This is a genomic window from Halobacillus sp. ACCC02827 (genome assembly GCF_030291935.1).
GTDB lineage: Bacteria > Bacillota > Bacilli > Bacillales > Halobacillaceae > Halobacillus.
In genome coordinates this window covers 1,552,540-1,564,685 of the sequence record NZ_CP128168.1, presented here as the reverse complement: position 1 = coordinate 1,564,685, position 12,146 = coordinate 1,552,540, and the positions used below count along the sequence as shown (strand labels likewise).

Below are 12,146 nucleotides of genomic sequence, written 5' to 3'. Positions count from 1 at the left end.
TTTCCTGACATTCGTGCTACCTTTAAACGAGAAGATGCAACGAAGAAAGGATGTTCTTATTTATGATACAGAAATTCATCGAACTTGGCGAAGGGTATGCGGATATTTATGAATTAATTGATCTGGGCGAACGAATGCCGGATCGTATTCAGCACGCCATCGCTTTTTACAGTGAGAAGGAAGGCAAACCGACCGCTTCCCTTTCGCTTGTCATGAAACCCGCCTTCGGAGATAAATTTCAACCGATTTATATATGCAGAGAAGGGATCCCAAATCCCCACGAGATGCCTAACAAGCGGTTTGATCTATTTAAGGAAATGGCCGAGAAAGCCGGCAAAGAGGTAAGCGAATTCACAATCAAACCATCCAACCTCTTTCCGGAAACCGAATTGTTCTATCAACACTTGATCGGCATTCTTCGGATGAACCGTTTCATCGCTCCACTCACATAAAAAAGGAACTTCCGGTCGGAAGTTCCTTTTTCAGTCAAATACCCATCTTATAGTCATACTGCTTCGCCTTATCGGGCTTCGCATTTTCATAATCCGTCCGTATTTCCGGCTTGAAGGAAGGCTCGACGCGGGAAATGAAAGGGAGGCGTTCCAGCTTCTCCATCTTAAACTCCAAGTCCTCCTGATTAACATAAATGAGGGCATACTTCATTTTTTTGGAAGCATGGATCAAATGCCCATGTTTCTTTATCTGCCTGATGTTTTTCATATGTTGAAAATAGACGATAATTCCTTGCCGTTTCGTTCTGTTCATAGTCCGTCTCTACTCCCCATGAAACATAATTTGTTAACGACAGTTTACCAAATGAGGAACAAGCCGGCAATGACTCTTTTTTTGAAGGGTGGTATTTTCATGCAGACCGATCAGGAAAAAGCTTGGCAGAAGTTCGAATCCTTGTTGGACCAATCTCCTCTTTTTAAGCAAGTTACATCAAAAATATATGCCGGGATGCCGTTCTTTTATCTTCATACAGATAGATCCGTTGACCGAGAACCCGTTGAAAATACGCTGAAAAACTGTGCAGCGACTGCGATGAAAGGCAAACGCCTGACCCTTGCGATGAGTTATGTACGCAAGGATCAGGCGCTTTATGTGTATCGGGTTCGGTTTCTCGTACCACAAAAGAAGATGTTCTGCTGTGGGAATGGATGTACCGACTGCATCCGTTTGGAGCGGTAGTCAGGAAGCGCAGCCGCAGCTTCCACCACTACCACAGCCGCCGCTGCATCCGCTGTCGGTAAGGGCCGCGCCGTTTTTCGGTACTTTAATCTGTTCGCTCACGCTGAAAGCAACACTTTCGCTTATTTCATCCAGGAGCTTTTGAATCTCGCGTTCCGCTTTCTTGAACTGTGCCACGGATTCATGCATATCCATCTCCCTTTTTACCAGTCGGACTTCCTTCATGATCGAATTGTAATCCGGGTGATAGCGACCGAATCGCTGCACGTCCTCATAGTGTTCTTTCATATCTGCAAAGCGCCTGATGAGCTTCTGCGCCTCTTTATCGTTGGCAAGAGCCGTTTTCGCCTCTTGGTAATGCTGCATCGTATCGGAGTTCATGACCATCCGGCCTATAGACTCGGAACGGTCCAGGATATCGACAATCTCCATTGTAGCTAACATAATAACTTGTCCACCTCCATCTCTATCTTATCAAATAGGAAGGCAGATGGAAATGTAAGAATCTCCACCTGCCTCTTTCTCCCTAATAATAGGGGTACTCCATTTTCTCTTTACCCTGTGTGGAATCACTCCGGACATCGGTGATCAACTGCTGGAACTGGCCCAACGCTCCATTTAGTTCATCGATCTGACGCGATACCTCTTCCCAGTTTATATCTTCCATCAACAGGCCGATTTGTTTGATCCAGTCCATCTTCGCCTGACCGGGTTCGTTCTTGACTTTAGGAAGGGATCCCCAGAACGGATCCTTTTCACCCAGGATCAGCCATTTCTCGTAATAGTTCTGGATCAAACCATGATTTTTACGGAGCTGTGCCTTCACTGCAGGTTTACGATCGACGAATGCTTTGAACTGTTGGACATTCGGGTGCAACTCATTCGTTCCCATTTCCTACACCTCACTGTCAGAATTACAGTATAGCCTATGCATAAAGAAGCGAGGCGTTCATGGGAGTGTCAGGAAATTCTGGGTGTAATGCATTCGGAAGACACCGATGCCGACATGAGTGAATTCCGTATCCAGCAGTGCTTTTCTATGGCCGGGGCTGTTCATCCAGCCGTTCAAGGCGGCTGTCGGATCGACGTAACGAGCGGCAAGGTTTTCTCCCGCCCGGGTGTAAGAAATGCCTTCCAAGCGCTCCTTCAATCCATTTCCGTCCGGAGAATGATGAGAGAAATAATCCGATCGTGCCATGTCCTCACTATGCCGGTAAGCGACTGCTCCCGCTTCTTTATGCTCCTTGAGCTCATCCGCTCCCTCCCGTTTCCTTATGTAATTAGTAAGGGCGAAGATCTGCGCCTTTTCCCCTTCCTGCACGGCTTCCCACTCTTCTCTATCCAAGTACTCCGCTGCCGGGAGTGCCCCGTTATAGACGAGACGGTACGGTTGCTGCCGAAGCAGGAAATCATTACGGATCAACCGAACAGCAGAAACCTTTTCTGTCACCGTATCGATATATAACTGGAGCGACCACTGCTCTTCAAATGGTAAGAGCGGCCTCGTCCGAACGTCCTCTTCCGATAATTCAAAGGTATAAGGACCTTCACTCGGTAAGGGGAATTTTCTCTGCAACGTCTTACGCCTGCCGATGGTTTGGTAGGAATCACCGACTCGGACATCCCCGTGTTTAACTCTATGGAATACAACCGCCGTTACTGCTTCCCCTTCATACATCCCAATCAGGATCGGTGCCTCTCCTTCTTTGTACATCCACCACTGATAGCCGTATCTCCCAGGGTCCTTCTTCATCGGTGCACCCAACAGCACCGCGAGATCTTTCGCGGTCGCCCCCGGAATCATTTCCAAGGAGAACGCTTCTTTCTCTTGCAAGGGCTCCCCCGTTGTCACTACAGCCTCTTCCAAACCTTTCTCTTCTTCCCCACCTATCTTCCATAGCCCAAAAATAAGCAAGGCCGCTGCACATCCCCAAATCAACCCCCATCTTTTCATCCGTTCCTCCTTGTTAAAAAGTATTTACTTATATGTATAATAATCATCCAAATCATCTAAATCATCTATGAACATTATAAAAGACAACCCGCCCTAAAGCGGGTTGCCTTCTTCTCAGTGGAGTTCCGGACGTTCGGAAATATCCTGCAAAGCCACTCCAGCTGCATGGTCGGACATTTCTTCAACGGAGAGATCTCCGAGAGAAAGCATGCCGACGAGTTTGCCGTTTTCCACGACAGGCAAGCGTCTGATTTGGTGCTGAGCCATGATCCGGCTCGCTTCTTCCAATGACGTATCCGGTGAACAGTTGTACATATGGTCACTCATCACCTGCTGGATCGGTGTAGAATCGGGCTGCTTCGCCGCATAACCGCGAATTGCCAGGTCACGGTCCGTGACCATTCCCATAAGGTTCCCCTGCTCATCGCAGATTGGAATCGCTCCTACGTTCCTTTCTTTCATCATGGAAGCCGCTTGGCTCAATTGATCATTCGTATGACAGACAACTACATCACTGGTCATAATATCTTTTACCGTCTTCATCAATAATTCCTCCTTCATTAAGTCGAAATCAAACTTTATTGTCTCCTATTTGAGGATTTTATTACATGCAATGCCGACCCTTTTGTTGTATAATATAACTGTAAATGCCAATAGTAAGTAATGGAACGGAACACCATAGACAATTGCGAAATAAATCCGTACGATCGTCCGGTAAGATACATAACAATTTGTGAGGTGTATAAACTATGAGGTTAGAAGGTACTGGTATGGAAGGTCTTGTCGTCGACCTTAAACCGCTTACGGAATTAATGGAAAGCAACGGTTTTATCCTTGGCGGCTCCTGGGATTATGAGCGAGTAACGTACGATTACAAGTTGGAAGCACCAGAAAAGAATGTGACCCATTACATACGGATTCAGGGATTCGCCGTTGAAGGGGATGTCGATCGCGGAGATGCCGTCATCCGGCTTCTTCAGCCTCTTCTAGGACGTCATTATTATCCTCACGGCATCGAGTATGGGCATCAGGAGGGCTTTTCTAATGATTTAGTAGAAAGAGCCTTATCCTTGGTACACAAAGTCGCAGACGGCGCGAAGAAATACCATACACAAGTACCTGAACATATTGTCCTCGATAAATTAAAGAAATGGGCACAGGAAAATGAAAACGAAGAAGTGCTCGCAAAAGTGAATGAACTTTCAAACGATCCGGACCGCCGCTGATACAGCCGGATGCCACTGAGTCGCACATCATTGAATGATGGGCGGCTTTTTTAGCAGACCTGTATATGGAAACAGGTTCCATTTATGCAAACTCTACACAGATTCATGGGGGAAAGGAGAAAGATACTTAAATTGTTCCGATATCTTTCAAAAAAACAATGGCTGCTGATCATGGCAGCTATCCTACTTATCATCATCGCCTACTTTATTCTGCCTGTGTCGATTCCGCTCGTCCTGGCATTTGTGACGGCATTATTCTTGAATCCCTCGGTTCGATTTTTCGAATTCAGGTTCCGGATCAACAGGAAAATGTCTGTGACGATCGTGTTTCTTTTGTTCCTTGTATTTCTCGGCCTTCTCGGTTCTTTCACGATAACGAAAGCAGTCACTCAAATTGTGCAGCTGGCTGACAACGCTCCGGGTTATATTAACCAAATCAACGATGTCCTTCTGGACTGGGAAGAGAATATGTCCAGCTTCACACAGAATATGCCGAAGGAGTTCGTCGACAAAGTAACGAATGAACTTACAAATGCAGTGGACAGGACTTCCAATACGATTGCAGAAAAGCTTGAAATTACAAATATCGCAGCCGCCGCGGCCAAGATACCGGAATTACTGGTCAGTCTGCTCGTTTATCTGATTGCCCTGTTTATGTTTATGTTGGAGCTTCCGCGCTTACGGGAAAAGATGCACAACAATTTCACGGAAGCGACATCTGAAAAAGTTAAATTCATGAATGCTCGTCTGTCCTATGTCGTGTTCGGCTTCCTGAAAGCCCAATTTCTTGTGAGTATTATCATTTTCATTGTCTCTCTGGCAGGACTACTGTGGATTGCACCGGAAGTCGCTCTACTGATGTCCTTTATTATCTGGATCATCGACTTCATTCCAATTATCGGTTCCATTGTTATTCTCGGTCCATGGTCCGTCTATACCCTGCTCACCGGTGATGTGGCTACCGGAACGAAGCTCGCCATTCTTGCTATCGTCTTACTGGCTATAAGGCGTACAGTCGAACCGAAGGTCATGGGTCGGCATATCGGGCTCTCCCCGCTTGCCACGCTCATCGCCATGTATTTAGGACTGCAGCTGATTGGACTGCTCGGATTTATCCTTGGTCCTCTGCTTGTCATCGCTTTTAATTCCGCTAAAGAAGCGGGAATTATTAAATGGAATATGAAAATATAAACGATAAAAACCCGGAAGCATCCTCATGCTTCCGGGTTTTTAAATTCCTTCGTGAAACGTATTCTGTTTATGATCCTTCGGTGTTTTATCTTTCTTGAATACAAGGATATCCTGGCTTCTTCCCGTATGGTTAAAACCGTTATTGATTAAAACTTTCTGTGATGGAATATTTCCCTTATCACACTGCGCTTCAATCCCCTTTACATTCTCCTGGCGAAACGCCCATTGACACAATGCATCCACTGCTTCCGAGGCAAAGCCGAAGTTACGCTCGGATGCGACGATATGGTAGCCGACTTCTATGTTTCCATCTTCATCGGGCAGGCCTTTAAAACCAATATCCCCGATTACATGTTCTTCTTCAAGGTCGATGATCACCCACGGTCCGAATCCAAGCTCTTCCGGATTGTTCTCCAGCCTCTCTGCATACATCGGGAGCAACGCTCGCAGTCCGTCATGCGGCCAATTTTTATTCCAAGGCAGTTGGAATTTGTAATAAAAAGCCAAGGAATTCTTCATCAATGTTTGTGCCAAATCGAGTGTGACCGGAAAAAGCTTCAATCTTGCTGACTTCACTTCCATCCGTAATCCATCCCTTTCCTATATGTATAGAGGATTTTATTAGTACATTCCTTTATACCTTTTTCCTCCAGTTGTTAAACAAAAAAACAACGAATAATTTCGTTGTTTTTCCTAACTTCCGTGAGAGGAATGGCGAAAGCAGCGACCTTCCACTTATGTACCTAGAATCGCCTTGATCATACTCGTCGTCACGCCGCCGTCGTAAATGATGTAAAGAAGCAGATAAACCGCAACTCCGGTAACGGCGGTGAAGAACCAGATGATACTTGTTACTGGTCCGATTTTTCTATGTCTTCCAATGTTCTTCTTAAACCCGAAAAGCAGGGTCACGATTCCAAATACAGCCCCTGCTGTCGCAAGGAAGATATGAAAAATGAGGAAGATCGTATAGTAGACTTTGATTTCATCCGGTCCACCGAAACTTGTATTCCCGACAAAGACAGTCCGGCTGGCATAGATGATAAAGAAAGTCAGTGCACTGACCGCAGCAAGCAGCATTACTTTCCTGTGTGCACTCTTTCTATCCTTAATAATCAAATACCATCCGACAGCTACAAAGACGGCACTGATTACGATGAAAAATGTACTTAACGTCGGCAATATTGGCATACAAGCACCTCTTTCCCTTTTCAAACAATGGTGATATTAACTTCTGGTTATTAAATGGACGCTTCAAGTCTCTGTTCCAACTGTACCGGGAAGCGGATCGATCGTATCTTTTTCTTTATTAAACCATTGGAAGAAGATATAAGCGATCACGGATCCGAAAATGATCTCCTGCGTTACTTTCATGATAATCCCGCCAAGCTGTTGATCTTCAAGGACCGGCATCGCTGAAAAATAAGAAGGACCAGTCAGCGTTCCTGACAAACCACTCAAAACATCCGCTGGCACACACAGGCTCATTGCCTGAATCCAAGCGCCGCCGTCTGAATATGTCGCATAGATTGGTGACCCGGCAAAAATAATCAGCCCGCAGGCAGGAGTAATCAGGACGCCGTTTGCAAAAATGAATCCAATTTTCAACAGGGGACTCAGCCTGTCCATCCGTTTCAGCGGCGGAAAGACGGAAAGCCACATACAGAAGGCTGTAAACAGAATGAACGTCGTGATCAACGTGTGCGCCCACTCACTGGATTTGGCAAAATCGAATATAGGCGGCATATGATAGATAGAAAACAAGCCGTTGAATACGATTAGAGAAAGCAGTGGTTTCGTTAAGAAACTCATAACGGGAGCAATCCCTCCAGCCGTCAGGACTTTCTCCCAAATCCAGACGGGAACACCCTTAATAATTAAAATTGGGAACAGCAGATAATACAGCGCCATCTGCGTCATATGGGCGGTGAACATGATATGGCTCAAGAGATCGACAGGAGAGCCTTTGATGGTGTATAAGAGAACTATACCCGAATAAAACAGCACTTGCTGAACAATGGAAGGTCGCGCTTCCCCTTCCTTTCTCCCCGGACCGGTCACATAATAGTAGACAGATGCCAGTACCAGGACAAAAAGAAGATAGAATGGACTCCACAGTGCACGGAAGCCGAAGATTTGAAGTTCTAACCACATGGTTGCCACTCCCTGTTCGTTGTATTTTCTTCTTCATTTTACCGAATTCATTTGGAAAAAACGAGGAAATATTAAGTAATATTCCCACTATTCATTATTTAGACAAAATTATTGCGAATGAAGAAAAGACCGGACACGTGTCCCGGTCTTTTCCCAGTTACCACCAAACGATAGAGGTGAACGTGATGATTGTCAGGAGTGCCACAGCCGCTCCGCCGTACATCATCAACGCCGGCATGTCGTGCCCTTTGTTTTTCATATGCATAAAATAATAGAGCTGGAATGCCACCTGGACGACTGCAAGAACAATCAGGATCGGGATGATGAAATACGAACTCACTTCCATGATCACCATTCCGAAAGCAATTAAGGTGAAGAAAATCATCAGCACAAAGGTGATCACCTGCTGCTTCATTTCTTCCTTGTGCTGTTTCTTCTCATACTCCGCCTTGTGGACAGGTTTGGTATATGTTTTCTTCGCCATCACTTAACCCACCTTTCCCATAAGGTAGACGACTGTGAAAATGAAGACCCATACAACGTCGATAAAGTGCCAATAAAGACTGGCGATGTAAAACTTAGGGGCATTGTATAAGTTTAAGCCCCGCTTTTGGTTACGGATCATCAACGTAACGATCCAACTGAGTCCGAAGAGGACGTGTCCGCCGTGAAAACCTACCAACGTGTAGAAGGCAGAACCGAACGCAGAAGAACGGAATGTGAATTCATACTCGTGGATGTAATGGACGAATTCATAAATTTCCAATCCAAGGAATCCAAGCCCGAGCAGCACCGTCACTCCAAGCCATGCCTGCATCTTGCCGAAATCGTGGTTTTTCATGTGATACATCGCATATACGCTTGTTAATGAACTCGTCAGAAGGAGCATCGTCATAAGGAACACAAGTTCAAGACCGAATAAATTCTCCGGTGTGTTCTCTCCCTGTGTGGAGCCGTTCAGAGCAAGATAGGTTCCGAACAGACTCGCAAACAGGACCGTTTCCCCACCGAGGAAAAACCAAAAACCGAGAAACTTATTCTTTCCTTCGAGGGTGGCCTTTTCAGGATCATGCGGCATTTGTTTGGGATTCAATACATCTTCATGACTCATTTCTTGGCAACCCCCTTCTTAATATCTTCTTCCAACTCTTCTTTATGGATGTGATGGCCGAGATCATCTTTTACAGACCGGAGCAGCATCGATAGTAAGGTGATTCCCATCCCTGCGAAGACCGCGATCAACCAGGAAGAATCATCGACTTGATAAATGAAGCCGAAACCGGCGATGAAAAGTCCTAAAGACATAGTAAATGGAAGAATCGATGCATTCGGCATATGGATGTCACCAAGTGGTTCTGCCGGAGTCATCCCCTCTTTTCCATCCATTTTTTCGACCCACAATGGATCCAGGCCGCGGACCAACGGCGTCTGTACGAAGTTGTAGTGCGGCGGAGGGGAAGGAATGGACCATTCAAGCGTACGGCCGCCCCAAGGATCCCCGTCGACCTTCTTCTCACGAACGGACGTGTAAATGACGTTGATCATAAAAATAACGGTTCCAATCGCCATCAGGAAGGCCCCGACCGTACTGATCAAGTTTCCTGTTTCCAACCCCTGTCCTTCAAGGAATACCCAGTAACGTCTCGGCATCCCCATCAGCCCCAGGAAGTGCTGAATGAAGAATGTCAGGTGGAAGCCGATGAAAAACGGCCAAAATGCCAATTTACCTAATTTTTCGTTCAATACTTTACCAAACATCTTCGGCCACCAGTAGTGCAGAGCCGCGAACAATCCAAAGACGACACCGCCGACGATGACATAGTGGAAGTGACCGACTACGAAATACGTATCATGATACTGGTAATCGGCAGCCGCCGCTGCCAGCATAACCCCTGTCATTCCACCGATGGTAAAAGAAGGGATGAAGGCGACAGACCAAAGCATTGCAGAGGTCATCTTGATCTGGCCGCCCCACATCGTGAAGAGCCAGTTGAATATTTTGATTCCGGTCGGAACCGCGATGGCCATCGTAGCTACGGCGAAAATGGAGTTAGCAATCGGTCCCATTCCGACGGTGAACATATGGTGGGCCCATACCATGAATCCAAGGAACCCGATCAATACCGTAGCAAATACCATTGCGGAATATCCAAACAAACGCTTTCTGGAAAACGTCGAGAAGATATCACTGAATGCACCAAACAGCGGCAGGATCAGGATATAGACTTCCGGGTGTCCGAAAATCCAGAATAAGTGTTCCCAGATGATGACGTTACCACCGAGGGCGACGTCAAAGAACGCAGAACCGAACATTCGATCGAACATCATCAGGAACAAACCGACCGTCAAAGCCGGAAAGGCGAACAAAATCAGTGTACTTGTCACAAAGACCGACCATGTGAACAACGGCATCCTCATATACGTCATACCAGGCGCACGCATATTGACGATCGTTACGAGAAAGTTGATCCCCCCGATCAACGTTCCGGCACCTGATATCTGCAGACCCATGACATAGTAGTCAACGCCGTGACCAGGTGATGTCGTCGATAACGGTGCATAGTTGGTCCAACCGGCATCCGGCGCTCCTCCTGTGAACCAGGAAACATTCAGCATCAATCCGCCGAACAGGAAAAGCCAGAATCCCAAAGAATTCAAAAATGGAAAGGCGACGTCCCGCGCCCCGATTTGTAACGGTACAACGGCGTTCATTAATGCGAAAATGAGCGGCATAGCCGCAAGGAAAATCATGGTTGTTCCATGCATCGTGATCATTTCGTTATATAGTCCAGCCGAAATGAAATCGTTGTCCGGTTTCATCAGCTGAATTCTTATAATCATGGCCTCCAGACCGCCGATAAGGAAAAATAATCCTCCGGCAACCAGATAAAGATGCGCGATCTTCTTGTGGTCTACGGTAGTCAAATAATCCCAAATCGCAGCACCGAGGCCTCGCTTGTGTGCTACTGCAGTACTCACGCTTTAACCTCCCTTTTCAACCTCTATCAATTATTGAATCACTCGTCCTCACTCTGTGTCGGAACATCACTGCCCACGTCAGAGTGCTGCAATTGTAATAAGTAATCGGCAATATCAGCTGCCTCGTCTTCTGTAACAAGCTCGGACGGCATCTGGTTTCCAGGCTTCACTTCATCCGGCTGTACGATCCAGTCGACGAGGTTCTCCTTGGAAGGCTCTAATATACCGGCAATCTTCTCCCGATTACCGAAGTTAGCCAGATTCGGCCCCACACCGGCAGACGCTCCACCGATAGCGTGACAGCTCATACAGTTATCATTGAAAAGTTTCTGACCATCCTGAGCGGATGTCGTCTCCGGAGCGGCTTCCGGATCAATATTCTGCATGTCTTCCACCCACTGATCGTACTCATCCGGACTGACCGCCACCACGCGGAAATCCATCAAAGAGTGGGAAGGACCGCAAAGCTCGGCACAGTGTCCCCAGTAGACCCCTTCTTCATTAGCTTCTAAGTACATGGTGTTCATATTCTCTCCTGGATTCGTATCCATCTTTCCAGCGATGGAAGGAAGCCAGAAGGAGTGGATGACATCACTGGATTTCATATTTAAGTAGACACGCTCGCCTGTCGGGATGTAGAGCTCCTGACTGACGGCAATTTCCTGATCCGGGTAATTGAAATGCCACCAATATTGGTTCCCGGTGACTTCGATCGTCACAACCCCTTCATCCCCTTGAGTGGATTGATCAGCAAGATCGAAAGTCGCTTGTACGGTAGGAATGGCCAGGACAAGCAGAAGGATGATTGGAATGACTGTCCAGATCACTTCCAGCGCCTTGTTGCCTTCCGTCTGTTTCGGAATGACGTGTTCCTGTCCTTTCTTTTCCCTGAAACGGATAAGAACGAAGGCGTAAATGGCCATAACGATCACAAAAACAAAGATCATGATCGCAATACTGATCAACATAAGATCCAATAATAATTCCGCTCCATACCCCTTCGGTTTCAAGGCACTAAGGTTCTCTTCTCCACATCCGGAAAGGAACGCGGTAAGAAAACCGAGTAAAAGGAAAGAACGGAACTTATTCGTCCAACCTCTCATGCGCAATACCTCTCTTTCTCTTATAGTGACAAATTATATTTTAAAGCCCGATCCATAAGGACCGGCCATAAAAACGAAAACCCGGTAACCGGCTTAGTTCAAAGCCTTATGTAGGTATTCTTCAACAGCAGAGGTAAATCTTTCATGCAGGACTAGTGATATCGTGCCTCTTTCCAACAATCGTATGCAAATAGGTGTGAACAAAGCTCTGTCATCTTCCACTTCCTGTCGGATGAAATTTGGAAGAATCGGTGAAGGTATCATGGAGAATCACTCACGAAAGCGGTTCCGCAAGTTGAAAAATAAAAAAGTCTAAAGGATGACAGATTAAGGTCGGTCATGCTTCTT

Annotated in this window: 16 protein-coding genes; 4 read left to right on the top strand and 12 right to left on the bottom strand. The window is 46.4% G+C overall.

Annotation, left to right across the window (positions count from 1 at the left end; genetic code table 11):
* Positions 1–62 precede the first annotated feature (62 nt).
* On the top strand, positions 63–452 hold the full coding sequence (locus tag QRD89_RS08395) for a DUF7147 family protein (RefSeq protein ID WP_008639146.1): 390 nt from the start codon (positions 63–65) through the stop codon (positions 450–452).
* Positions 453–486: 34 nt separating this feature from the next.
* Here QRD89_RS08395 and QRD89_RS08390 read toward each other — a convergent pair whose 3' ends face one another.
* Entirely contained in the window at positions 487–765 is a 279-nt protein-coding gene (locus tag QRD89_RS08390; protein WP_008639144.1) for a YlbG family protein, read from the bottom strand.
* A gap of 99 nt (positions 766–864) precedes the next feature.
* On the opposite strand from QRD89_RS08390, the gene QRD89_RS08385 reads away from it, so the two are divergent.
* A complete protein-coding gene (locus QRD89_RS08385; RefSeq protein ID WP_152413415.1) occupies positions 865–1,191 on the top strand; it encodes a hypothetical protein in 327 nt (108 codons plus the stop codon).
* Here QRD89_RS08385 and QRD89_RS08380 read toward each other — a convergent pair whose 3' ends face one another.
* The 4 genes from QRD89_RS08380 to QRD89_RS08365 form a co-directional block, all read right to left on the bottom strand.
* Complete coding sequence (locus QRD89_RS08380) at positions 1,192–1,635, bottom strand: YlbF/YmcA family competence regulator (protein WP_062513317.1); 444 nt, start codon at positions 1,633–1,635, stop codon at positions 1,192–1,194.
* An 82-nt stretch (positions 1,636–1,717) separates the two neighbouring features.
* Positions 1,718–2,083 carry a spore coat protein YlbD gene (gene ylbD / locus QRD89_RS08375; RefSeq protein WP_008639137.1) on the bottom strand — a complete coding sequence of 122 codons (366 nt, stop codon included), beginning with the start codon at positions 2,081–2,083 and terminating at the stop codon, positions 1,718–1,720.
* A 57-nt stretch (positions 2,084–2,140) separates the two neighbouring features.
* Positions 2,141–3,145, bottom strand: coding sequence for a CAP domain-containing protein (locus QRD89_RS08370; RefSeq protein ID WP_286096717.1), 1,005 nt, complete (start codon positions 3,143–3,145; stop codon positions 2,141–2,143).
* 114 nt (positions 3,146–3,259) lie between these two features.
* Positions 3,260–3,688, bottom strand: coding sequence for a CBS domain-containing protein (locus QRD89_RS08365; protein WP_008639132.1), 429 nt, complete (start codon positions 3,686–3,688; stop codon positions 3,260–3,262).
* Positions 3,689–3,894: 206 nt separating this feature from the next.
* Here QRD89_RS08365 and QRD89_RS08360 point away from each other — a divergent pair, with 206 nt between their 5' ends.
* Both QRD89_RS08360 and ytvI read left to right on the top strand, forming a co-directional pair.
* Positions 3,895–4,371, top strand: coding sequence for a YugN family protein (locus QRD89_RS08360; protein WP_026577524.1), 477 nt, complete (start codon positions 3,895–3,897; stop codon positions 4,369–4,371).
* Positions 4,372–4,503: 132 nt separating this feature from the next.
* On the top strand, positions 4,504–5,562 hold the full coding sequence (gene ytvI, locus QRD89_RS08355) for a sporulation integral membrane protein YtvI (RefSeq protein ID WP_008639128.1): 1,059 nt from the start codon (positions 4,504–4,506) through the stop codon (positions 5,560–5,562).
* Between the two features lie 39 nt (positions 5,563–5,601).
* Here ytvI and QRD89_RS08350 read toward each other — a convergent pair whose 3' ends face one another.
* The 7 genes from QRD89_RS08350 to coxB all read right to left on the bottom strand — a co-directional run bounded on the left by QRD89_RS08350 (position 5,602) and on the right by coxB (position 11,798).
* Positions 5,602–6,144, bottom strand: coding sequence for a GNAT family N-acetyltransferase (locus QRD89_RS08350; protein ID WP_008639124.1), 543 nt, complete (start codon positions 6,142–6,144; stop codon positions 5,602–5,604).
* 153 nt (positions 6,145–6,297) lie between these two features.
* Positions 6,298–6,753: a DUF420 domain-containing protein gene (locus tag QRD89_RS08345; RefSeq protein WP_008639123.1), complete on the bottom strand. Its 456-nt coding sequence runs from the start codon at positions 6,751–6,753 to the stop codon at positions 6,298–6,300.
* Positions 6,754–6,816: 63 nt separating this feature from the next.
* Positions 6,817–7,716, bottom strand: a complete 900-nt coding sequence (gene ctaG / locus QRD89_RS08340; RefSeq protein WP_008639122.1) for a cytochrome c oxidase assembly factor CtaG — start codon at positions 7,714–7,716, stop codon at positions 6,817–6,819.
* A gap of 157 nt (positions 7,717–7,873) precedes the next feature.
* A complete protein-coding gene (ctaF, locus tag QRD89_RS08335; protein WP_008639121.1) occupies positions 7,874–8,200 on the bottom strand; it encodes a cytochrome c oxidase subunit IVB in 327 nt (108 codons plus the stop codon).
* A 3-nt stretch (positions 8,201–8,203) separates the two neighbouring features.
* Positions 8,204–8,827: a cytochrome c oxidase subunit 3 gene (locus QRD89_RS08330; RefSeq protein WP_008639120.1), complete on the bottom strand. Its 624-nt coding sequence runs from the start codon at positions 8,825–8,827 to the stop codon at positions 8,204–8,206.
* Positions 8,824–10,695, bottom strand: a complete 1,872-nt coding sequence (ctaD, locus tag QRD89_RS08325; protein ID WP_008639118.1) for a cytochrome c oxidase subunit I — start codon at positions 10,693–10,695, stop codon at positions 8,824–8,826. The genes QRD89_RS08330 and ctaD overlap by 4 nt, the downstream gene beginning before the upstream one ends.
* Before the next feature lie 38 nt (positions 10,696–10,733).
* A complete protein-coding gene (coxB, locus tag QRD89_RS08320; protein WP_008639116.1) occupies positions 10,734–11,798 on the bottom strand; it encodes a cytochrome c oxidase subunit II in 1,065 nt (354 codons plus the stop codon).
* Positions 11,799–12,146: the final 348 nt, after the last annotated feature.